At 59.7% G+C, this 22,629-nt stretch carries 20 protein-coding genes; 13 read left to right on the top strand and 7 right to left on the bottom strand.

Annotation, left to right across the window (positions count from 1 at the left end; translation table 11 throughout):
- The first annotated feature begins 62 nt into the window (after window positions 1-62).
- From EI293_RS19490 to EI293_RS19465, 6 genes are all read left to right on the top strand, one after another.
- Window positions 63-2,507, top strand: a complete 2,445-nt coding sequence (locus EI293_RS19490) for an alpha/beta hydrolase family protein (protein ID WP_125440227.1) — start codon at window positions 63-65, stop codon at window positions 2,505-2,507.
- A 205-nt stretch (window positions 2,508-2,712) separates the two neighbouring features.
- Window positions 2,713-3,006, top strand: a complete 294-nt coding sequence (locus EI293_RS19485; protein ID WP_211339620.1) for a YMGG-like glycine zipper-containing protein — start codon at window positions 2,713-2,715, stop codon at window positions 3,004-3,006.
- A 408-nt stretch (window positions 3,007-3,414) separates the two neighbouring features.
- Window positions 3,415-4,347 carry an NAD(P)-dependent oxidoreductase gene (locus tag EI293_RS19480; RefSeq protein ID WP_125440226.1) on the top strand — a complete coding sequence of 311 codons (933 nt, stop codon included), beginning with the start codon at window positions 3,415-3,417 and terminating at the stop codon, window positions 4,345-4,347.
- A gap of 187 nt (window positions 4,348-4,534) precedes the next feature.
- A complete protein-coding gene (locus EI293_RS19475; protein ID WP_125440225.1) occupies window positions 4,535-5,053 on the top strand; it encodes an LVIVD repeat-containing protein in 519 nt (172 codons plus the stop codon).
- Between the two features lie 13 nt (window positions 5,054-5,066).
- The gene (locus tag EI293_RS19470; RefSeq protein ID WP_125440224.1) at window positions 5,067-5,834 is read left to right on the top strand and encodes an LVIVD repeat-containing protein; all 768 of its coding nucleotides are present in this window, start codon (window positions 5,067-5,069) and stop codon (window positions 5,832-5,834) included.
- Entirely contained in the window at window positions 5,834-6,505 is a 672-nt protein-coding gene (locus EI293_RS19465) for a hypothetical protein (protein ID WP_125440223.1), read from the top strand. Before EI293_RS19470 ends, EI293_RS19465 begins: the two co-directional genes overlap by 1 nt.
- Window positions 6,506-6,827: 322 nt before the next feature.
- Here EI293_RS19465 and EI293_RS19460 read toward each other — a convergent pair whose 3' ends face one another.
- The 3 genes from EI293_RS19460 to EI293_RS19450 form a co-directional block, all read right to left on the bottom strand.
- Entirely contained in the window at window positions 6,828-7,214 is a 387-nt protein-coding gene (locus EI293_RS19460; RefSeq protein ID WP_170170454.1) for a DUF3037 domain-containing protein, read from the bottom strand.
- Window positions 7,192-7,983 carry a HipA family kinase gene (locus EI293_RS19455; protein ID WP_125440221.1) on the bottom strand — a complete coding sequence of 264 codons (792 nt, stop codon included), beginning with the start codon at window positions 7,981-7,983 and terminating at the stop codon, window positions 7,192-7,194. The genes EI293_RS19460 and EI293_RS19455 overlap by 23 nt, the downstream gene beginning before the upstream one ends.
- A gap of 111 nt (window positions 7,984-8,094) precedes the next feature.
- Window positions 8,095-9,258 (bottom strand): extracellular catalytic domain type 1 short-chain-length polyhydroxyalkanoate depolymerase, encoded by a 1,164-nt coding sequence (locus EI293_RS19450; protein WP_125440220.1) that lies wholly within the window; start codon window positions 9,256-9,258, stop codon window positions 8,095-8,097.
- A gap of 177 nt (window positions 9,259-9,435) precedes the next feature.
- Between EI293_RS19450 and EI293_RS19445 the strand changes: the two genes are divergently transcribed.
- Window positions 9,436-10,383, top strand: coding sequence for a 1-phosphofructokinase family hexose kinase (locus EI293_RS19445; protein ID WP_125440219.1), 948 nt, complete (start codon window positions 9,436-9,438; stop codon window positions 10,381-10,383).
- A 17-nt stretch (window positions 10,384-10,400) separates the two neighbouring features.
- Here EI293_RS19445 and EI293_RS19440 read toward each other — a convergent pair whose 3' ends face one another.
- A complete protein-coding gene (locus tag EI293_RS19440; RefSeq protein ID WP_246010740.1) occupies window positions 10,401-12,020 on the bottom strand; it encodes a tetratricopeptide repeat protein in 1,620 nt (539 codons plus the stop codon).
- 478 nt (window positions 12,021-12,498) lie between these two features.
- Between EI293_RS19440 and EI293_RS19435 the strand changes: the two genes are divergently transcribed.
- The 4 genes from EI293_RS19435 (at window position 12,499) to EI293_RS19420 (ending at window position 16,021) form a co-directional block, all read left to right on the top strand.
- On the top strand, window positions 12,499-12,900 hold the full coding sequence (locus EI293_RS19435) for an NUDIX hydrolase (protein ID WP_125440217.1): 402 nt from the start codon (window positions 12,499-12,501) through the stop codon (window positions 12,898-12,900).
- A 163-nt stretch (window positions 12,901-13,063) separates the two neighbouring features.
- A complete protein-coding gene (locus tag EI293_RS19430) occupies window positions 13,064-14,668 on the top strand; it encodes an ATP-binding cassette domain-containing protein (RefSeq protein ID WP_125440216.1) in 1,605 nt (534 codons plus the stop codon).
- 268 nt (window positions 14,669-14,936) lie between these two features.
- Window positions 14,937-15,512, top strand: coding sequence for a hypothetical protein (locus EI293_RS19425; RefSeq protein WP_125440215.1), 576 nt, complete (start codon window positions 14,937-14,939; stop codon window positions 15,510-15,512).
- Window positions 15,513-15,556: 44 nt separating this feature from the next.
- Window positions 15,557-16,021 carry a hypothetical protein gene (locus tag EI293_RS19420; protein WP_125440214.1) on the top strand — a complete coding sequence of 155 codons (465 nt, stop codon included), beginning with the start codon at window positions 15,557-15,559 and terminating at the stop codon, window positions 16,019-16,021.
- Between the two features lie 265 nt (window positions 16,022-16,286).
- On the opposite strand, the gene EI293_RS19415 is transcribed toward EI293_RS19420, so the two are convergent.
- Entirely contained in the window at window positions 16,287-17,360 is a 1,074-nt protein-coding gene (locus EI293_RS19415) for a protein kinase domain-containing protein (protein WP_170170449.1), read from the bottom strand.
- Between the two features lie 23 nt (window positions 17,361-17,383).
- Window positions 17,384-17,794, bottom strand: a complete 411-nt coding sequence (locus EI293_RS19410) for a DUF3010 family protein (protein ID WP_125440212.1) — start codon at window positions 17,792-17,794, stop codon at window positions 17,384-17,386.
- Between the two features lie 231 nt (window positions 17,795-18,025).
- Between EI293_RS19410 and clpB the strand changes: the two genes are divergently transcribed.
- Complete coding sequence (clpB, locus tag EI293_RS19405; RefSeq protein ID WP_125440211.1) at window positions 18,026-20,644, top strand: ATP-dependent chaperone ClpB; 2,619 nt, start codon at window positions 18,026-18,028, stop codon at window positions 20,642-20,644.
- Window positions 20,645-20,703: 59 nt separating this feature from the next.
- Here clpB and EI293_RS19400 read toward each other — a convergent pair whose 3' ends face one another.
- Window positions 20,704-21,126: a hypothetical protein gene (locus tag EI293_RS19400; RefSeq protein WP_125440210.1), complete on the bottom strand. Its 423-nt coding sequence runs from the start codon at window positions 21,124-21,126 to the stop codon at window positions 20,704-20,706.
- Window positions 21,127-21,280: 154 nt separating this feature from the next.
- Here EI293_RS19400 and EI293_RS19395 point away from each other — a divergent pair, with 154 nt between their 5' ends.
- Window positions 21,281-22,252 (top strand): hypothetical protein, encoded by a 972-nt coding sequence (locus tag EI293_RS19395; RefSeq protein ID WP_125440209.1) that lies wholly within the window; start codon window positions 21,281-21,283, stop codon window positions 22,250-22,252.
- The last annotated feature ends 377 nt before the right edge of the window (window positions 22,253-22,629 follow it).

Genomic DNA, 22,629 nt, shown 5'->3' with positions numbered 1-22,629 from the left:
TAGCGAATTTGCCGGATTGTACCGTCTTTTGTAGGTAGTAATCTTTTGCTTAGCCTTTTTCTATGAAAATACTTCGACTCACGCTGGCTTTGTGCGCGGGTACGCTTAGCCTGGCTTCGGCGCAGGATCTGCCCTACCAGACACCGCCCCGTGCCATTGCCGCCTTGGCCGATGCCGCGCCGACGCCCCGCGTCAGCTTTGCCTCTAACGGCCAGTGGATGCTGCTGATGGACGTGCGTGACATGCCCAGCATTGCCGATGTGAGCCAGCCCGAAGCACGCCTGGCCGGCCTGCGCATTAACCCGCGCACCAACGGCGCCAGCCGCGTCAGCTACGCTTCTACCCTACGCCTGCAGCGGCTGCCCGAAGGCAAAGAGCTGTTGGTACAGGGCCTCCCTGCCAACGCCCGCATCAGCGACGTACAATGGTCGCCGGATAACACCAAAATTGCCTTCACCCACACCACCAATAGCCACGTAGAGCTGTGGCTGGTGGATGTAGCTTCGGCCACGGCCAAACTGGTACCCAACCTGTTCCTGAACGGAGTATTTGGAATGCCCTACGAATGGGTTTTCGATAGCAAAACCATTATTGCCCGCGCCGTGGTGGGTGGCCGGGGTGAAGCCCCTAGCCCGACGGCGGCTCCCACCGGCCCGGCCATTCAGCAGAACGTAGGCCGCACGGCCGCCGCACGGACTTACCAGGATTTGTTGAAAAACCCGGTAGATGAGCGCATGTTTGACTTTTACGCCCTCACACAGGTAGTGAAGGTGGGGATGGATGGCCGTATGGCTCCGCTGGGTCAGCCGGGCATTATTCAGCAGGCGTTACCTTCTCCCAGTGGCAAATATGTGCTGGTGCGTACGCGCCACCGCCCTTACTCCTACACACTGCCGGTATCCAGCTTCCCCCAGCGCATCGATGTGCTGAACATGGAAGGCTTGGTAGTAAAAGAGCTGATAAACCTGCCCCTGGCCGACAACGTACCAACCAGCTTCGATGCTGTACCGACCGGCCCTCGCGAAATCAGCTGGCGGGAGGATGCGCCCAACACGCTATTCTGGGTAGAAGCGCAGGACGGTGGCGACCCTAAAAAGGACGCTCCGGTGCGTGACAAACTCTTCGCGCTGGGCGCACCGTTCGACGGACAGCCGCAGGAGCTGGCTTCCTTACCCCTGCGCTTCAACAACATTTACTGGAGCGGCTCCGATAAGCTGGCCCTGGTTGAAGGGTACCGGTGGGCTGACCGCAAGGAAACGCTCTGGAGTCTCGATCTGGCAACCAAAACCTCCCTCACTCCCCTGTTTGAGCGGTCGTCGCAGGATACCTACACGGACCCCGGCACACCTTTCCAACGCCGCAACGAGCAGGGCCGCCGCGTGCTGACTACCGATGCTAACGCCGACGTGGTGTACATGATTGGTACCGGGGCCTCACCGGAGGGTGACCGGCCGTTTGTGGATGAGTTGAACGTACGCACGAAGAAAAGCACCCGCTGGTGGCGCTCTGAGGCCCCGTACTACGAGATGCCCGTAACCATTCTGGATGCCGGCAAGCACGTTTTCGTGACGCGCCGTGAGTCGCCGCAGGAGGCCCCCAATTATTTCCTGCGTGATGCTCCCAGCATCAAGGCAGTACCGCTCACCAAGTTCACCAACCCGTACGCCACTCTGGGCAACTTGCAGAAGCAGGTGCTTAAGTACAAGCGGGCCGATGGCGTGGAGTTGACGGCCAACCTCTACCTGCCTCCAAATTACAAGAAGGAAGACGGGCCGCTGCCGACGCTCATGGAGGCCTATCCCGTAGAGTTCAAGGACAAGAAGGACGCCGGCCAGGTGAAAGGTTCGCCTTACACTTTCACGCGCCTGAGCTGGGGTTCTCCCGTATTCTGGGTAACGCAGGGTTACGCCGTACTACAGGGTGCCAGTATTCCAATTGTGGGCGAAGGTACCAAGCAGCCCAACGATACTTACGTGGAGCAGCTCACTTCTTCGGCTAAGGCAGCTATTGATGAAGGAAAGCGGCTGGGTGTAGTGGACCCCAACCGGGTAGCCGTAATGGGTCACAGCTACGGCGCGTTCATGACGGCCAACCTACTGGCGCACAGCAATCTGTTTAAGGCCGGCATTGCCCGTAGCGGTGCCTACAACCGTACCCTCACGCCGTTTGGCTTCCAGGGCGAAGAACGCACCTACTGGGAGGCTCCGGAGGTGTACAACGCCATGTCGCCCTTCAACTACGCCAACAAAATCAAAACGCCGATTCTGCTGATTCATGGCGAGGCGGATAACAACTCGGGCACTTTCCCTATCCAGACGGAACGCTTCTACAACGCGCTGAAAGGCAACGGGGCAACAGTGCGCTACGTGGTGCTGCCCGCCGAATCGCACGGCTACACCGCCCGCGAGTCCATCATGCACATGCTGTGGGAGATGAACACTTGGCTCGACACTTACGTGAAAAAGGCCGGTACCACCCCCGAAACAACCAAAGCCGACGCCCGCTAGCAGCTGGCGAATTACATTTTAACAGTGCAGTACAAAGCCCTTGACTCCCTAAAGTCAGGGGCTTTTCTGTGAGCATTTAATAATATTAAATTTCACCTATCTAACAAGGCTTTGCGGTGTAAAATTTTGCCTCTGTAGAAACCTCACGAATACAGCCGCGTTAAACGCTCTAAACACATTTTCCTTCGTGTTAACGACTTACGCCATGAAAACCATCAAAATATATGCGGCTATGCTTTCGGCCCTGTTTGTTCTGGAAAGCACGGTAATAGCTTCGGACGCTTCTGCTCAGACCAAGCCCAGGAAATCCTGGAGTAAAAAAGCCAAAGGCGCCGCCATTGGGGGCGGTGCCGGCGCAGTGACCGGGGCAGTAGTTGGCGGCGGTAAAGGCGCGGTAATCGGCACTGTGGCCGGAGCCGCGGCAGGCGGAGTAATCGGCCGCAAAAAAGACAAGAAGAAAGACCCCGTACGCTACGACCAGTATTCGCGCAAGGACTAGTTCCTTTGCTTTGCTCCACCCGGCAAAAAGCCTCGCACCTGACCGGTACGGGGCTTTTTGTTGTAACTCAACCAAAGAACCCAACAACTGCTGCCTCCGGCAGTAGCTGTGTTTTCCGGCTGACCGGTGGCTGACGGCGGCCCGCTGCTGAACAGTCCGAAATGACCGTCCTTGTCGCCCAGCACCCGGAAGTATTGACCGTAGTGGGCTTTATTGACCATAGTTGCCAGGTTACCGCATACTAACGTACCCGTTATTGAGTTTGCATACTGGGTGTATTTCAGGGTGGTGGCCTACCACGGTAGCCAGGGCTATAAAGTACCCAACCGGCAGCTGAGCGGTTGTGGCCCGCCCCGGTCTTCTGCGGACCGGTGCAACCTCCGGCGCGGGTTGGGTAGTATGCCCCTGATGAATCTGTTTGTTTACTCCGCCCTCTCCGATTCGGCCCGCGCCGAGCTGCTGCGCCAGCTGCCAGCCGTTGTTCGCCCGGTTTTCCGCACTGGCCTACCCGCCGCTGAGCAGCCGACAGCTTTTCAAGCCGCTGAATTGCTGCTGGGCAACCCACCGCCGGAGTGGTTTGCCCCGATGCCGCCCGCCCTGCGCTTCTGGCAGATTGACTCCGCCGGCATAGACCGGTATAAACAATTGGACCCTACCTTCCCGGTTGCGAATATGGGCGACTTTTTTGCCTGGCCCTGCGCCGAAACCATGGTGGCTGGCCTGCTGGGGCTGGTGCGCTACGTGCCGGAACTGGCGGTATGGCAGACCGAAAAACGCTGGGTAGGAGCCCCCGTACGGCCCCTGATGCGGCTGCTGCGCCACCAGCGCGTGGTTATTCTGGGCAGCGGCGCAATCGGGAAGGCCGTGGCACTGCAACTGACGGGCTTTGGCTGTCAGATACAGTTCCTAGCCCGCACCGACCCCAGTGCTCAACTCCACTCCCGGGAGCAGCTCCGGGCCGCCCTGCCCCACACGGATATTGTGGTGAACTGCCTGCCGGGCAGTGCCGATGGGTTCTTCTCCGCCGACCTGATTGCCGCGCTGCCGGCACATGCTCTGTATGCCAGCGTGGGCCGGGGCAATACCACCGATGAGCCGGCTCTTGTTGCAGCCCTCAGCGCCGGCCGTCTGGGTGGGGCCGTACTCGATGTAACCGCCCAGGAGCCCCTGCCCACCGACAGCCCGCTCTGGACTATTCCGCGCGTCCTGCTTACCCAGCACAGTGGCGGCGGCCAGCCCGGCGAAGACGAAGGCAAGGTGACGTTGTTCCTGCGCAACCTCCAGCTTCTGCAGCAACATCAGCCCCTGGAAAACGCAGTACAGCTGCACCGGGGGTATTGAGCAGGTCCGTTCCGAACTCTGGTTTGCGCCGGCAGCAGACAGACTCCGGCAGGAAGAAAACGGGCACCCTGACTTATGTAGCCGGGGTGCCCGTTCTCTAAAAGAAAGTCAGGCGCAGTACTCCCAGGATGCAACCATACCCCTGGCTTTCAGGCTCCTACCCGCAACCCATACTACCCAAGCTGCTATGCAAAAACTGTACGCTATTCTTCTCGGAGGCGGCCTGCTTATGAGCCTGACCGCCTGCCCCGGCCTTATCGATCCGGCAGACCGGGCACCCCTGCCACAGTACAAGCCGCTGCTGATGGCCCGCGCGCAGCTGGAGCAGGCGGTGGCCGTTCTGCCGCCCCGGGAACTGCACAATACGGGAAAAATCTATCTGCGCGACCCGTACATTTTCATCAATGAGCAGTACGAAGGCGTCCACATTATCAATAACCAGGACCCCGAGCACCCGCAGCCGGTAGCTTTTCTGCGCATTCCCGGCAATGTGGACGTGGCCATGAAAGGCACTTTACTCTATGCCGACAGTGGTTCCGACCTGCTCACCTTTGATATAAGCAATGTGCAGGCGGCCCGGCTGCTGCACCGGGTCCGCGAGGCTGTGCCGGAGCTTCCCATGCCCGAAACCGGCGAAATCCCCGCCGAATATCAGCCCCAAAACCGCCCGGCCGATGCCGTGGTCATTGGCTGGCAGAAACTATAAGCCCCCGATTTTTATGAAGCAATTTTCTACTCTTCTGCTCCTGGCTGGCCTGCTCGGTAGCCTACCGCTCACCTCCTGCAGCACCAACAGCGACGCCAGCCCCAACAGTGCCGACGCCACTGCCGACAACGGCAAAGGCGGTTCCCTGGCCCGCTTTACCGTCCTCGATAACACGCTCTACGTGGTGGATAATGAGAGCCTGCGGTCCTTCAGTCTGGCTAACCCGGCCGCGCCGGCCAGAGGCGCGGTTGTTCCGCTGGGCCTGGGTATCGAAACCATTTACCCGAGGCCGCCTTATCTGTTTCTGGGTACGCAGCGCGGCATGTTTATTTTTGATGCCACCGTGCCCGGTCAGCCGCAGCAGGTAGCCTATTACGAGCACGTGATGAGCTGCGACCCGGTGGTGGTGGACGAACGGTACGCCTACGTAACGCTGCGCGACGGGCGGACCTGCGGCGGCGGCCCGAATCAGTTGCAGGTAATTGACCTCACAAATCTGCGCACCCCGCGCCTGGCCCAGAGCTACCCCATGCAGCACCCGCTGGGCCTGGGGATTGACAGTACCCTGCTGTTCGTGTGCGACAAGGACCAGCTCAAGGTGTATGATACCCGGCAGGCTCCGGTGCTACCCACACCGCAGGTTTTCCCGGTTAACGTATCGGATGTCATTCCGCACCGGGGGCTGCTGCTGGCCATTGGCCTCGATGGCCTGTACCAGTACCGCTACCGCAACGGCAGCCTCACCCCACTGAGCAAGATGGCCATCAGCCCTACCCGCTAATGCGCCGGTTGCTTCTGCTGGCACTTTTGCTGCCTGTACGACTGCCGGCCCAAACGCCCGGAACATTCCCCATTGCCCCACCGAAACCCCGGCTTGGCGCGGTTTCGGTGGGGACTCTTCCGCTGCTGGCCAGTGGCTACCACTTGAGCCTGGAAAAGCCGTGGCGGCCCGGCTCCCGCCACAGCGCGGTGCTGACACCACAGTGGTACCGGGGCCGGGTGAACGACCTGACTTCTGACTTGCACCAAAACGGTGCAGACCGGGTGCGCGGCTACGGTCTGGACGTGCAGCATTGCATTTACCTCGGTCCGCAACAAGCTCCTTCTGATGGGTTTTATGTCAGTTATGGGGTTTCGTATCAGCATTTCCGGATGCAGTTCCAGGCCCCGGGCTGGCTGGCTGAACCGGGTCCCGATGGCCTGTATTACTACCAATACCGCCTGCGCGACCAGATGGAAACCATTGACCGCTACAGCGCTTCAGCAGTCGTAGGCCGGCAGGTGCTGTTCCCGAATACGCCCGTGTTCTTCGACGCTTACCTTGGGATAGGGCTCCGCAAAGCCACCTCCCGTGCTGTTATCCCGGGCAATTACTACGCCGCCAGCATGAGCGACTACGGGCACGAGGGCCTGTATATTCCGGTAGGCTTTCGGCTGGGGGTAGCCTTGTGAAAACGCACACCTGCCTGGAAGCTCCACCAAATGCTTACGGCCCGGCCCCGGAGCTACCTGTTCAGGTAGCTCCGGGGCCGGGCCGTAAGCATTTGGTGGAGCCAGGATATCCGTATCAGCCAGGGATTATACCGGTAAGGTGCAGCACCCAGCCAAACAGGTACACGCCCGGAATGAACAGGGCGTAGGCCCACCATGGCAACCGGTTAATATGCAGCCCGCGCTGAACGGGCCAATTGCTACGCACTTCCATAACCTGCTTGGTTTAGTGTGAGTTGACTATCGGAAGATAACCAAAACTACGCACAAAGCAAGCTCATTATCAGACCACTAACTGCTCATATAGCCTATCGAGCATAGCAGCGGCATCTTCGCAGAGGCCGGGATGCACCGGCGAAGTCTGCACAATAGTGCTGCGCATGGCCGTAAGCCAGCGGAAGCGCGAGGCCACGGCCAGCTGCCCGATAGGCCCACCCTCGCGCCGGCCCCCACAAATGCGCTCAAAGGCCTGCAACCGTGCCCGCAGATCATCCAGATCCAGACCTGGGCCGGCCAGGGCCTGCAGGCGGGCTTCGGGCAGGTGGCAGCGGGTTTGCAGAAAGCCCTGGGCCGAACAGTACAGAATCACGCCCACGTTCAGAAACTCTTCGCGCTCCACGCGGGGCACCACGCGCAGCACGGCATACTCAAACAAGTGCATTGCGGGCAGTTAAAGCTTCCTGAACATAGGTATGCGAGGCCGCCAGCCGGGTCGTGAGGAACTCCACGTACTGGGCGCGCTGCTCAGCGGGGCTGAGGTCGGGTTCCTGGAGCCACTCATCGGGCACCAGGTTCACGATGGCCGCCAACACTTCCGGCGAGAGGCGGGCGTGGGCCTCGGCATCCACGGCCTCCAGCTCGGTGGCGCGGGGAAGCAGCACGTGGTCCTTGAGCTGCGGGAACGGGCGGGTGGCTTTGGCGGCCCAGCCCGCGCCGCTGTGGTGCAGGTACAGCGCCGCCCCGTGGTCGATGAGCCACAGCTCCCGGTGCCACATCAGCATGTTGGTATTACGGGCGGTGCGGTCTACGTTCAGCGTCAGGCAGTCGAGCCACACCACCAGCGAGGCCAAACGCGGCTCCACGTCGTTGATGAGGGGGTCGAAGGTGACGGCGCCGGCCAGGAAGTGCAGGGCCAGGTTCAGGCCGGTGCTGAAGCGCAGCAGGTCCTGAATTTCCTCGTCGGGCTCGGTGCGCCCGAAGGCTTCGCTCAGGTTGATGAACACCAACTCGGGCATCCGCAGGCCCAGTGCCCGGGCTAGTTCGCCCACAATCAACTCGGCAATCAGGGCCTTGAGCCCCTGGCCCGCGCCCCTGAACTTCACCACGTACATAAACCCGTCACTGGCTTCCACCAACGCGGGCAACGACCCTCCCTCGCGCAGCGGAATGATGTAGCGCGTCACATCGACGGTTCGGAGGGCAAGCGCAGGAGCTGGCATAGACAACAGAAAAAAATCGGCGGGCACAAAGGAAGGGCAAATCCGTCGGTTTGTAACACGAATGAACACAAGGACTTCGGCCCGCAGCCTATCAGGCCCGAACCGGCGGAGCTACTCCGCCACTTTCAGCACCTTCCGGTACAAGGGCTGGCCCCCAACTACCGCGCGCACCCAGTACACGCCGGGAGCCCAGTTTTCGGTGTTGAGGCGCAGGCCGCCATCATTGGCGCGCTGGCTTCGGGCGGCAACCACGCGGCCCACGGCATCCGTCACCTGCACCTGGGCGGGTTGCAGCCCGTTGGTTCCGAAGCGTAGTGTTACCTGGTCGCGGGCAGGGTTGGGAGCTACCGAGAACTGCTGTTCCAGCGCCTCCCGGGCCGTCGTCACCAGCCCCGATAGCCGGTAGGGCCGCAAAAACCGCCAGATTTCCCGGCTGGCGTTAATGTCGCGGTTCGTGACGCCGGTGTTGATGGGCGCGTCCGGCCAGGTGTGCCCGCCCCCGATAATGCGGTACAGCTCCACCACGCTGCCGTTGCGGCCACCGGTATACAGCTGCCGTTCCGCCGTGCTGCCGTCGGTGGTATTGATGTCGGGCACCAGCGTGATGATGGGCGTGGGGTTGCAGCCGTTGCGCTGGACCCAACTATTGATTACGGTTGGAATTGGCAAGAAAACCCCGTTTCCCAGGTACGGCACCAGGCCATCTTCCGTCCCGTGAATCTGGAGCACCGGCACGGGCCGCACGGGCGCGCAGGCGTCCAAGCGGCTGGCTACCATAGTGCCCGTAACGGAGGCAATAGCGGCAATGCGCGGGCTTAGCTGACAGGCCAGGTCGTAGCTCATGAAGCCGCCGTTGCTCATGCCGGTGCTGTACACCCGGCTGGGCTCCACCCGGTAGCGCGCACTCACCGAATCAATCAGGGCCGCCAGAAAGGCCACGTCATCGGGGCCGCCGCTGCCGGGAGGCACGAAGTTGTTCCAGAACCGGTTGCCGGCCGCATCCACGGTGCCGTTGGGGTGCAGCACCAGAAAGTTGGCCGTATCGGCAATGGCGCGGAAGTCGCCGTACTGCTCTTGCTCCACGTTGTTGGAGCCGTAGCCGTGCAGGTTCAGCAGCAGCGGCACGGGCTGCGCGCCGGTGTAGGCGCGGGGCACGTAGAGGCGGTAGTCGCGCACGGTGCTCCCGAAGCGAATGGTACCCGTGACGGTCGTCTGGGCCGAAACCAGGACCGGCGTCAGGGCCACGGTCAGCAGAAAAAGTAGACGATTCAGCATAAAGAGGATAAGAGAAAAGGGAAAGAAGGCTGGCCGCGTGCACCGCGCTGCCGCTCTGCTAAGACGGGAAACCCCGGCGGATGTTTACTTTTCGCCCCAAACCCGGCCCGGCGCCCACGCAACCTCCGGCCGCCCCGGCAGTACACGCTACTTCACCCGTTTTTTTTTGACCTGCTTATGCCGCGCATCGTCACGCTCACGCTGAACCCGACCGTTGATAAAAGCACCACCGCCGACCACATCATCCCCGACCAGAAGCTGCGCTGCGCCGCCCCCAAGTTCGAGCCCGGCGGCGGTGGCATCAACGTGAGCCGGGCGCTGCGGCGGCTGGGCTCCGAGTCGGTGGCGGTGTTTCCGGCGGGCGGCCCCACAGGGCAGCTGCTCCAGGAGCTGCTTACTGAAGAGCAGGTGCAGCAGTTGGCCGTAGCCACGGCCAGCCGCACGCGCGAAAACTTCATCGTGGTGGATGCTTCCAGCGGCCAGCAGTACCGCTTCGGGATGCCCGGCACCGAGCTGACCACCACCGAGCAGCAGCAGGTGCTGGCGGCCCTCCGCAACCTGCCCGAAGTGCCCGAGTTTCTGGTCATCAGCGGCAGCCTGCCGCCCGGCGTGGAGCCGGAGTTTCTGGCCGAAGTAGCCCGGTGGGCCAAGCAGGCCGGCACCCGCATCATTGCCGATACCTCCGGCCCGGCTTTGCAGCGCATTTTGCAGGAAGGCGTGCACCTGATCAAGCCCAACGTGGGCGAGCTGAGCAAAATGGCCGGCGTGGAGGAGCTCGACGACGATGCCGTGGCGGCCGCTGCTCAGAAGCTGGTGCGTGAAGGCCAGGCCGAAATTGTGGTGGTGTCGTTGGGGCCGCAGGGCGCCTGCGTGGTTACCCAGGACACCGTGGACCATGTGCCGGCCCCTTCCGTGAAGCGCCGCAGCACCGTGGGCGCCGGCGACAGTATGGTGGCCGGCCTGGTGTACGGCCTCAGCACCGGCCTGAGCCTGCGCGAAACGGCCCGCCTGGGCGTGGCCTGCGGCTCGGCGGCCACCATGAACCCCGGCACCGAGCTGTTTCGCAAGCAGGACGTAGACCGGCTCTATCAGGGCCTGTTGCAGCGCCTGCCGCAGGGCGCTTAGCTCTGATTTAGAGGGCATCAGGGCACGATGGAAGCCGTCAGCCGCGTATCGGCCCACTGCCACGCCTCGGCCATCTCCTGCCGGACGGCGGTGGCTCTGGCGGTATTGCCGGCGGCGGCGCAGGCCTGGTGCAGGCCGGAAAGTGCCCAGCCATTGTGCGGCAGTCGCGCCAGGTCCTGCTCATACACGACGATGGCTTCGGGATACTGCCCAGCCGCTAAAAGCACCGCGCCCAGCTGGTGCCGCACCGAGAGAAACCAGTCGGGTGGCTCGTTGTAGCGGAGCTGGTCTTCCAGGCGCACGGCCTCGCGCAACAGGCTAATGCTCTGGGGCAGCTTGCCTTCCTGCTGCAGCACAGCCCCTTCCAGCTCCCGCCAGGCTATTTCCGTTACGGCCTGCATGGAGTTGATACCGAACAGGATTCCCTGCAGGGCGGCCGTATCCTGACACAGCATCCGCATTCGGGTTAGCTCCCGGCGGGCGGCGGGCAGGTTGCGCCGGGCAACCCAGGCACGGCCTCTGGCATAGTGCCGGATAATCTCCGGATACACCAGGGTTGTGTCGAAGTTGGTCATAGTCAGCACTTGGTCCCAGCGCCCAAATTTCACGGCCACATTGTAGGGAATGGTGTAGATGTGCTGGCTGGACGGCCCCAGCAGTGCGTTGCGCATGAGCTGATGACTGACACTGGCCGCCAGCTTCTGCGCGCTTAGCATAGCCAGCCGCTGGTTGCCTTCCAGGGTAGCCGTGGCCGTCAGGAAGTGGTAGTTGTGCGGATGATAGGCCAGCGGATAGGCTCCCTGCGCATGGCAGGCTGCCAGGTACGAGCTGTCGGCCTGCAGGGCGCGCAGGTTGGCCAGCGTGCCCAGGTGGTACTGTCCCGTCCGGATGTAGGTGTGCGAGGGCATATGCAGCAGATGGCCTGCGCCGGGCACCAGCGTCGTCAGCAGCCGGGCGCTGCCCGTGGCCTTCTCAGGGTGGCCCGAAGCCTCCGTAGCATGAATGTAGAAATGGTTGGCTCCCGCGTGCCGGGGGCTGCGCTGCAACACTTGCTCCAGCGTGCGCATGATGTCAGCAGTCCAGGACTGGGGCTGCCCGTTTTGCTGCCAGATGTCCCAGGGATGCAGGTTCATGAGGGCTTCGGCGTAGAGTGCGCCCACGTCGGGGTCGGTGGGGTAGCGCTGGTACACGGCTTGCAGCGCCTCGGCGTAGGCGCGGTCGTAGGCGGTGCGGTCGGCCACCGGCCGGGGCGGGTAGCGGGTGGCCAGCGCCGCAATCAGGGCCTGCTCTTTTGGCGAGGCTAGGCCGGCTAGCCGCTGGGCCTGGCGCACGGCCCGGTAGGCGCGGCTGAAGTTGTCGGGCTCCATGCCGGCGTTGTAGTTGGGCCCCAGCACGTAGCTGTAGCCCCAGTAGCCCATGGCGCAGGTGGAATCCTGGCGCGTCACCTCGAAAAACGACCGGGCCGCTTCGGCGTGGTTGAAGCCGTAGGCCAGCATCAGGCCCTGCGCAAAATACGCCTGTGCCGCAGCACTGTGGCTGGTTATTTTCAGCGTAACTCCTTCCAGCCCCGGCAGCAAAGGCGCTTTTTGCCCGGCCTTATACCAGGTGGTATCGGCCAGTACCGGAACGGCGCACATAGTTACGGAAGCAGGCTGCCGCCCCGCTGCCGCTATCCGGCTCGTGGGCTCCTGCCGTACCGAGCACCCCGCCAGCACGGCTGCCAGCAACCAACAGTACCCTGCGTGTTTCATACTCCATCTATATTATGGCTCGCCAACTATCCGGGCAACCCTCCTGCGCACAGCCCAAATGGAGGCCTCTCCGCGAGCCGGCAGCCTCTTCGGGGCCGCCCGCCACGGTTTTCGCGCCTCAACCGGCCGCCTAATATATAGTACATAAAATATTCAAAAATAACAATGAAAAGTCCCGCTGCTTTTGCCTTTGCCGCATAAACGCACAAGGCCACCTCCGGCCGCCTATTTCGCGGCGGGTAACGTCCTTCAGGGTACCGAGGAGGTAATTGACAGTCATAGCAGTGGGGGTTACTGGGGAGCTGACTAGTAGCTGAATCAACGGCTTCGGCGTAGATTTCCGCTGCTTATTCTTCGTTGCCCCATGTCCCTCATCGACAAAATTGCCTGGCTGCACCTGTACGAGGGCCGCCTCCTCAGCACCCGCAGCCGGGGCAAAGACCGGTACTACCTGCCCGGCGGCAAGCGCGAGCCGGGCGAAACCAACGCCGACACGCTGCTGCGCGAAATCCGGGAGGAGCTGACCGTGACGCTGGACCCGGCCAGCCTGCAGTTGCGCGGCGTGTTCACGGCCCCCGCACACGGCCACCCCGATGGCGTGCTGGTGCAGATGACACTCTACGCTGCCACCTACACCGGCCAGCTGCAGCCTGCCGCCGAAATCGAGGAAGTGGTCTGGCTCACTTACCGCCACCGCCCGCAAGTGTCGGCCGTAGACCAGCTGATCTTCGACTGGCTGCATAAGAACAGGGAGTTGGCCGAATAGCGAGCCTGCAAACCGTATCCGGTGACGCATTGCGCGTTAACGCCTATTTTTGCCTGCTCACCTCCTCTCCCCCCAGCGTATGTAATAGCTGATTTCTTTCCGGAACCGAATGGCCAACTCCCGGCGAGTTGGCTGTATTGTGCTGCTTTTTGCGAAAGAACTCATGCTGGTATTACAACATCTCGGGTACGCGCACCCCAACAAAGACGTGCTCTTCGACGGTCTGAACCTGACCGTTGGAGCCCACCAGAAAGTCGCCCTCATCGGCAACAACGGCGTCGGCAAATCCACTTTAGTGCAACTGATAGCCGGTGAGCTGACACCCACCACCGGGCTCGTGCACGCCGATTCCGCGCCGTATTATGTGCCCCAGCATTTCGGGCAGTTTGATACCTGGACGGTGGCCCAGGCACTGCGCATTGATGCCCAGCTGACGGCCCTGCACGAAATTCTCGATGGCCAGGCCACGGAAGCCAACCTCACCACACTCGACGACGACTGGACGCTGGAAGAGCGCGCCCATGACGCCCTCCACCACTGGGGGTTGGCTGGGGTGCCACTTACCCAACCCCTGGCGGGCCTCAGCGGCGGGCAGAAAACCAAGGTCTTCCTGGCCGGCCTCAGCCTGCACCAGCCTGCGCTGGTGCTACTCGACGAGCCCAGCAACCACCTCGACACGGCCGGCCGGCAGCAGCTCTATCATTTCATCCGGACCACCGCCAGCGCCTTGCTGGTCGTCAGCCACGACCGGCAGCTACTGCTTTTGCTCGACGCGGTGTGTGAGCTGAGCAAGCGTGGCCTGACGCTGTACGGCGGCACGTACGAGTTCTACCTGGAGCAGAAGCAGGCGGAAAGCAACGCCTTACAGCAGGACGTGCAGAGTCGCACGTCGGCCCTGCGCAAAGCTCGCGAAACCGAGCGGGAGGCGCTGGAGCGCAAGCACAAGCTCGATGCCCGGGGCCGGAAGCACCAGGCCAAAGCCGGCCTGCCCACCATTGTGCTCAACATGATGCGCAATAGCGCCGAAAACAGCTCCTCCCGCCTCAAGGGCATCCATGCCGAAAAGGTGGGGGCCCTGGCGCAGGAGTTGCAGGAGCTACGGCAGGAGTTGCCCGACCTCGACAAGATGAAGTTCGGTTTCGATGACTCGGGCCTGCACCGGGGCAAAACCCTGTTCGCGGCCCACGGCCTCAACTACGGCTATGCAGCTGGCTTGCTGTGGCCCGAAGACTTGAGCTTCCAGATCCTGAGCGGCGAGCGGCTGGCGTTGCGGGGCCTGAATGGTTCCGGCAAAACCACGCTGCTGCGGCTGCTGCTTGGCGAGCTGGAACCCACCCGCGGCACCCTGCTGCGGGCGGCCAGCAAGGCCGTGTTCATTGATCAGGAGTATTCGCTGCTGCACCCCCGGCTTTCTGTGTACGCGCAGGCTCAGCAGTTCAACACGGCGGGGCTGCAGGAGCATGCGGTAAAAATCTGGCTCACGCGGTTCCTGTTTACGGCCCCCTACTGGGACAAGCCCTGCAGCACGCTCAGCGGCGGCGAGAAGATGCGCCTGCTCCTGTGCTGCCTGCACCTCAGCCACCACGCCCCCGACCTCATTATCCTGGACGAACCCACCAACAACCTCGACCTGCAGAACCTGGAAATCCTGGCCGCCGCCCTCCACGACTACCGCGGCACCCTGCTGGTCGTGTCGCACGATGAAGCGTTTCTGCAGCGGCTTGGCGTGGAGCGAACAATCCATCTACATCAGCGCCCAGCCTTGTAAGGCCCATTCAATGAGTAATTTATTTCATCTATAACAAAATGCCGGTTCTATACTTTGAAATACAAAGTTCTTTTACATCCTTTGTATCACGCTACAACATGTCGCCTTTTGCGGGCTCTGTATCAGCGCCACCAACCCGTACCGGAGCCTTGCTTTTTGACGCTGTTTCATTATTCAGGTGGTTACTGCTGGCACGCTTCACACACGCTGCCCACGAAACATTCCTCTCTGAAAATATTCTCTTTTCATTCCTCACAAAACTTCGGTCATGTCACTCTCCAAAAGCCTTTCTATCGTTGCGCTGGTTACCGGCCTGCTCCTGCTCATTCCCCTGGTGGCCATGCAGTTTACCCGGGAAGTAAACTGGACGTTCTCTGATTTTGTGTTTGCGGGCGTGTTGCTTTTCGGGACGGGTGCCACGTACGTCCTGCTTGCGCGGAAGTGGAACAGCACTGCCTACAAGCTGGGCGTTGGGGTGGGCGTAGTGGCCGGCCTGATGCTGGTGTGGGCCAACGCGGCCGTCGGTCTGGTGGGGAGTGAGGACAACCCGGTGAACCTACTGTACGGCACCGTGCTGCTGGTGGCGCTTATCGGAGCCATCGTCGCTCGGTTTCGGCCGCGGGGCATGTCTAACGCCATGTTCGCGGCGTCGCTGACCTACGTGGCAGTTACCTTGATCGGGCTGTTTGTGTGGAAGCCTACGGGTGCCGCCGCCGAGCCCTCGGTACACCTAGCCACGGTAGCGGCATTCAACGCTGTTTTCGCCGCTATCTGGGCCGTTTCGGGCTGGCTGTTTCGCCGCGCCGATGCTGCCGGCACAACTCCGAATCGGCAGCTGGCTTAACAGGTCTATTCCCTCTCATTCCCAGACTCTACTCAGCACCCAGTATGACTGTATCGAAATTTGTGATGGCCGGCATCCTGCTGCTGATCATGGGCCTGTTGTATCTGCTAGTAGCCAGCCGGAACCGCAGCGGCGCGTACAAACTGGCCGCTGGTATAGCGGTGGCGGCTTCCCTCCTGCTGGTGTGGGGCAATCTGGCCGTGGGCTTTATCGGCAGCGAAGACAACCCCATGAACCTCCTGTACGGCGCGGTACTGGCCGTGGGCTTCGTTGGGGCCGTGGTGGCGAAACTCCAGCCGCAAGGAATGGCCAAAGCCATGTTCGGAGCAGCGCTTACGCAGTTTGCCGTGCCGTTCGTGGCGCTACTCATCAAGCGGCCCGAGCTGAATATGGGCGTGCTCTGGGTGATTGTGCTCAACACGGTCTTTGCCGGCCTCTGGGTTGCGGCAGGGCTGTTGTTTCGGCGGGCGGCGGGGGCTAGTGTAGATTTGAGCCAGCCGGTTGGGTAGCAAAGCTTGGTTGAACGTAATAGAAACGCCCCGAAGCCACTCTGGTTTCGGGGCGTTTCTGTATGCTTCCTCGGTTGTGAAGCATCAGCAAAAACCACCGTTGGGAACCGTCTTATACTCCGCTAGTTTTGAATGCCCTCAGCGACACGCTGCGGCTGGGGTTCTGCGGATTCGGGTTGGATAGTTTCCCCGCCCGCTGCCCCCACCGCTGAAGAAACGGGAGCTTCTGTATGGCTCGCGAACAATGATGTTGCTAAAGTTGTGGCTATTTATTTATCAGTGCTATAATTGATTTTAATTTTCCGTCATGTTGATTATTCCTTCTCCAAGGGCTCGTGCCTTTGAGAGTTTCTAGCTTGAAACTCGTGCCATCTGGTGAAATCTTGAATTCGGTGCCGTCTTTTCTCTTTGCATGAACAATTCCGCTGTTGTTTACCCAGTCGATGGCATCTTTCCCATAGTCGAATAAGGCTTTTTGGAATTCTACACATGTTGCATATCTTTTCTTATAATCAATATGTGTGGCCTTTTTTACGATTTTCTTTAGCTTGTCATCTACGTAGAAAGGTAAGCTGTCATAACTGAGTAGTTTGCCCGTTACAATCTTTTTCTCAATAACTCTTTCTATAAAAGTCCATTTTTCGTATCCGCCTTGAATACTATCGTACTCTTTTTGCTCCACTTTATTTAGCCATGCCTGGGGGAACATGGGAAAGTGGCCTCCAAGCATCCTAAATAGAATAATACCAACTTGATAAAGGTCTGATTGTTTAGTGTATATTTTGTCCTTGACGGCTTCGCAAGGTTGGTAGAAGAAGTTATTTTTTGAAACGGAAGCATGCGCCGATGAATCAGGCAGTCTAATAATTGAGCCGAAGTCAGCTATACATGGTTCAAGGTTATGCTTGTTGATTAATATATTATCAGGCTTTAAATCTCTGTGCAAAAGATTGTTAGGGTGCTTGTGCAATTCAGCTAGCCCTTGTAAGATGCCCCTTGTTATACTAATGGCAGATTGTATTGACAGAGCGTTGCTGTCTAAATAACTTTGCAAGTCGCCTCCACTTATCTCTGGAGTTAGAAAATATGCATATTTATTGTCAATAACTCTAGCATCGTAAATTTCAATTATATTTTTGTGCTTTATTTCTTTCAATAGAACAGGCTCCTGATGTATTGGCGCTATAGGATTGTAATAATAAAATTTAAGAGCAACTCTATCTGACAATATTTTTCGTGTGCCAAAATATACGTCTCCGTTAGCTCCAGTGGCCGAGTATCCGTCTATAATAACATCAGTTTGAGCTCTGACAAAATCCTTTACAGGAGTGTCAACCATGCTATCCTGTAAGGAGTCTAGTATCATTTGGCAGCCAAGTAAAATGCGAGATTTGCTGCTTTTGATTGATAGGCAAATTGAGCAGAGAAGCCTAATGTGTATTTCTTGTAAAATGCTGTAAGAGTAGCCGGAGCAATGAAAACTACATTCATGCTGCTATTAATTTGAATTAAACCTTCAATTTTGAATGAAATAGGTGAGGAAGCAAATTGACCATTTTTACTTCTTTTAAGAATTGCAACTGAATTAAAATGTGATTCATCAAAATAAGAACGAACAATTTCTGCGAATTCGCGCACCTCTGTACAATCTTCATCATTCTTCAAATCCAGTTTTTTAAGACTTCCGGTAATATCTAAAAAATCATCACCTGATTTTTCTATCCCACAGAAAATTGCGGACTTACCACTTATGTCAATTCCAAGTACTCGCATTTAAGCTTTGTGATTTGCTGAATTTTTGTGGCAATATACTATCCTTCCCCTATCAAAAGGGAATTATGCTGTAATACTCACAATGTTTCAATGTGAAATTTTGTCGGGTTTAGCATTCCTATTAAATAATTTTCCCGCCAAAAAGTCAGCAAAACCCCTCTCGCACCCTGTTTGCTAGTCCCCTCGTAGAATCTTTCACTGCGAAGTCTCACTCTACGACGAAAGCAAACCATGAACTTTAATAACTATACCATCAAGGCGCAGGAGGCCGTGCAGAAGGCCACCGAAATTGCCGGCGCCAACCAGCAGCAGGCCATTGAAACCGGCCACCTGCTGAAGGGCCTGTTCCAAAGCGACGAGAATGTGTTGTCGTTTCTGGCCAAGAAGCTGGGCGTGAACCTGAACATCCTCACACCCCGCCTCGATGCCATCGTGGCCGCCTATCCCAGAGTAAACGGGGGCTCGCCCTACCTCTCCAACGAAGCCGCCGCCGCGCTGCAACGTGCTACCGGCTTTCTGAAGGAGTTCGACGATGAATATGTGTCGGTGGAGCACCTGCTGCTGGGGCTGCTAGGTGGCAAGGACGCCGTAGCTACCCTGATGAAGGACGCCGGCTTCAACGAGAAAGACCTGAAAGCGGCCATTCTGGAGCTGCGCGGGGGCCGCAAGGTCACGTCGCAGTCGGCCGAGGACCAGTACCAGAGCCTCAACCGCTATTCCCGCAACCTCAACGAGCAGGTGCGCACCGGCAAGATGGACCCGGTAATCGGCCGCGACGAGGAAATCCGCCGGGTGCTGCAAATACTGAGTCGGCGCACCAAGAACAACCCCGTGCTGCTGGGCGAACCAGGCGTGGGCAAAACCGCCATTGTGGAGGGCCTGGCCCAGCGCATTGTGGCCGGCGATGTGCCCGAAAACCTGCGCGACAAGGTGATTATGAGCCTGGATATGGGTTTGCTCATTGCCGGGGCCAAGTACAAGGGCGAGTTTGAGGAGCGCCTCAAGGCCGTTATCAAGGAAGTAACCGACTCGGACGGGCAGATTATCCTGTTCATTGACGAGATGCACACGCTCATCGGGGCCGGCGCGGGCGGCGAGGGCGCCATGGACGCGGCCAACCTACTCAAGCCGGCGCTGGCCCGCGGCGAGCTGCACGCCATCGGGGCCACCACGCTCAAGGAGTACCAGAAGTACATTGAGAAGGACAAGGCCCTGGAGCGCCGCTTCCAGGCCGTAATGGTGGACGAGCCCACCGTGGAGGACGCCATCAGCATCATGCGCGGCATCAAGGAGAAGTACGAGCTGCACCACGGCGTGCGCATCACCGACGACGCCGTTATTGCCGCCGTGGAGTTGAGCAGCCGCTACATCACCGACCGTTTCCTGCCCGACAAGGCCATTGACCTGATGGACGAGGCCGCTGCCAAGCTCCGCATCGAGCTGAACTCCATGCCCGTGGAACTGGATGAGGTGCAGCGCCGCATTATGCAGCTGGAAATTGAGCGCGAAGCCATCCGGCGCGAGGAAAACCACGACCGGGAAGCCGTGCTCAACAAGGACATTGCCGACCTCTCCTCCCGCCGAGACGACCTGAAAGCGCAGTGGGAAAACGAGAAATCGGCCCTCACCAGCATCCAGACCGAGAAGGAGAACATTGAGCGCTACAAACTAGAAGCCGACCAAGCCGAGCGTCAGGGCGACTACGGCCGGGTGGCTGAGTTGCGCTACGGCAAGATTCAGGAAGCTGAAACCAAGCTGAAAGAGTTGCAAACCCAAGCCGAAGCCGACAAGGGCAAGGAAAGCGGCTCGATGCTGCAAGAAGTGGTGACCCAGGAGGATATTGCCGATGTGGTGGCCAAGTGGACCGGTATTCCGGTGAGCAAAATGTTGCAGTCGGACCGCGAGAAGCTGCTGAACCTGGAGGCCGAGCTGGGCAAGCGCGTGGCCGGCCAGTCGGAGGCCATTGCGGCCATTTCGGACGCCGTGCGCCGCTCCCGTGCGGGCTTGCAGGACCCCAAGCGGCCCATCGGCTCGTTCATTTTCCTGGGCACGACCGGCGTGGGCAAAACCGAACTGGCCAAGGCCCTGGCCGAATACCTGTTCAACGATGAAAACGCCATGGTACGCATCGACATGAGCGAGTTTCAGGAGCGCCATGCCGTGTCGCGCCTGATTGGGGCGCCTCCTGGCTACGTGGGCTACGACGAAGGGGGGCAGCTCACCGAGGCCGTGCGTCGCAAGCCGTACTCGGTGGTGCTGCTCGACGAAATCGAGAAAGCCCATCCCGATGTGTTCAACATCCTGCTGCAAGTGCTCGACGACGGCCGCCTTACCGACAACAAGGGCCGGGTGGCGAACTTCAAGAACACCATCATCATCATGACCTCGAACACGGGGGCCGACATCATTCAGCACAATTTCAAGGAGCTGAACGAGTACAACCATGACGAGGTGGTGGACCGCACCCGCGAGGAAGTGGTGGAGCGCCTCAAGCAGCACATGCGCCCCGAGTTCCTGAACCGCATCGACGAAATCGTGATGTTCCAGCCACTCAAACGCAAGGAAATCCGCAAGATCGTGGACATCCAGTTCCGCCAGATTCAGCAGCGCCTGGAAGAAGCCGGCATCCGCCTGGCCGCCTCCGATGAGGTGCTCGACTTCCTCGGCGAGCAGGGCTTCGACCCCACCTTCGGGGCCCGGCCGCTCAAACGCGTCATCCAGCGCCTGGTGCTCAACGAGCTGTCGAAAGACATCCTCTCGGGACGCGTGAGCAAGGATGCCGTGGTGGAAGCCGTGCTGGAAGACGGCGGCATCCGCTTCAACAACGTGGAGATGCCCGCTGTGGGGTAACCTGATTAGAGTAAATGAAAAGCCCCGTCGGCACTGTGTCGGCGGGGCTTTTTTGCGTGCTACTTTTTGGGCAGAAAGGGCGACATGAGCATCACGTAGGGCGGCAGGGTTTCGCCGCGCTCCAGGGCGGCCAGTACTGCCCGCTCGCGGCGGCGGCTGAAGCGCACCAGGCTGGTTGTGCCTAAGGCAACGGCCGTGCCGCCCATGGCTATGCTCCCTATGTTTTTCCAGTTCGTGTCGCCGCCGATGGCGTAGCCGGTGCTGCTGCCCAGCACCAGGCCGCCGCTCACCGTGGAGATGAGCCCGTAGATACGGCCCCACTTGAACAGCTTATGCACCGCCTGCCGCGTGCTGTCCGATAAAGGGCGGGCCGGGGCGGCAACGGCGGCGACATCAGAGGCCACCGGAGCGGGGCTGGAGGTTTGGGCGAAGCTGGTGTTTCCGGCACCAAGCAGTAGCACAACGGGAATAATCCTTTTCATGGCGTTTATAGTATGGATGAATTAGCCAACGATAAACTGCTTCCGGCGCAAACTATTGTGGATGCGGAGCAGGCATTTTACTCCCCGCCAGAAAATGAAATTATGCCTAGCTTGCCCTGACACTGACAGTTAGCCAACGTATCCATCCCTATTCATGCTACTCACCTTTCGGAAGCTGCTGCTGGCGGCTACGGTAGCCCTTGGCGGCTGCACCGCGCAGAAACAGGCGCTTTCTACCACTCTTCCCTCCTATCCGTGGTTTTCCTTCACCTGGGCTACCGCCACGGTGGAGGGCCGGAAGTTTGATAAGGTAGCCCTCATGGTTCCGGTCAAAATCAACGACCTCCGGGGCAATTTCACCACGCAGTTTGACCTGGGCAGTGATGCCACGCTGCTGTACGAGAATGCCCTCAGAAGCTATTTCCCCGGCCGCAGGCAGCTGTACGCCCTGGTGGATACCACCCAGCGGGGCATAAACGATAACGGGGTGGTCAATTTTGGTACGACCGGCCTGCCCGTGACCATGGGCGGCGCGACCATTCCGCACCCGCGGCTGATGGTCGGGCACGGCGACGCGGTACCGCCGGACTCGCTCTACACTTCCTCGGAAAAGCTCATCGGCTCCATCGGATCCGATTTTCTGGCGGGCAAGGTGCTCATCATCGACTATCCGCAGCGCCGCATGTGCGTGCTGGACTCGGTGGATGCGTACTGGCGCGGCCGGACCACGTTTGTGGCCAGTCGGCTGAAAAACGGCCGGATGCACATTCCTGTTACGGTGGGCCCGCGCACCTATTGGACACTGTTCGACACCGGCGCCAGCATCTTCCCCCTGAACACCGACTATGCTACCTGGCAAAGCCTGACGGGCACCACCGCCGTAACCGACAGCATGCGGCTGCCGTCCTGGGGCGAAATGGTGTGGTTCTACGGCGCGCCGATGCCGCAGGACGCATACCTGGGCACACTGAAGCTCCCCAAATCAGTGGCGTGGTATAACCGCAATCCGCGCCTGACGACCTTCAACAAAGCGGAACAGATTGACGCGCTGACGGGCAACGTCTTTTTCATCAACAACACGGTGGTACTGGATTTCAAGCGCCGGCAGTTTGGCGTGGTGAAGTAGGCCGCCTGCCCGACGCAGGTAACAGCAAGCAATACCTCATCAACCCACACAAAAAGCCTCACCGATAATGCACCAGCGAGGCTTTTTTGTGTGCTGCAGTACATTACGGCATCAAGTGTATCCTGCCGGGCATCGGCCAGCACTTGGGCCGGGGTAGCAGCGCCGGTAGCAGCCGAACCAATGCCCCCTACTCCATGCGCCAGCAAAGTATTTTCTTCGGAAGCGGTGCCGTGCAGAGGCAGAAACCGACCTTTTAGTCGGCGACTGATAGCCGCCGGCAGGTGGCCGGTAGCGCCCAGCTCGCGCAGCACACGCTGCTCCTTGCTCCACCAGAACCCGATGCCCTTATTCAGCCCGACTCCAAGGAAAGCGGTGCC

Origin of the sequence: Hymenobacter perfusus, from assembly GCF_003944765.1 — a bacterium.
In the GTDB taxonomy this organism is placed as follows: Bacteria; Bacteroidota; Bacteroidia; order Cytophagales; family Hymenobacteraceae; genus Hymenobacter; species Hymenobacter perfusus.
This window is presented reverse-complemented; position numbering and strand designations above follow the sequence as displayed.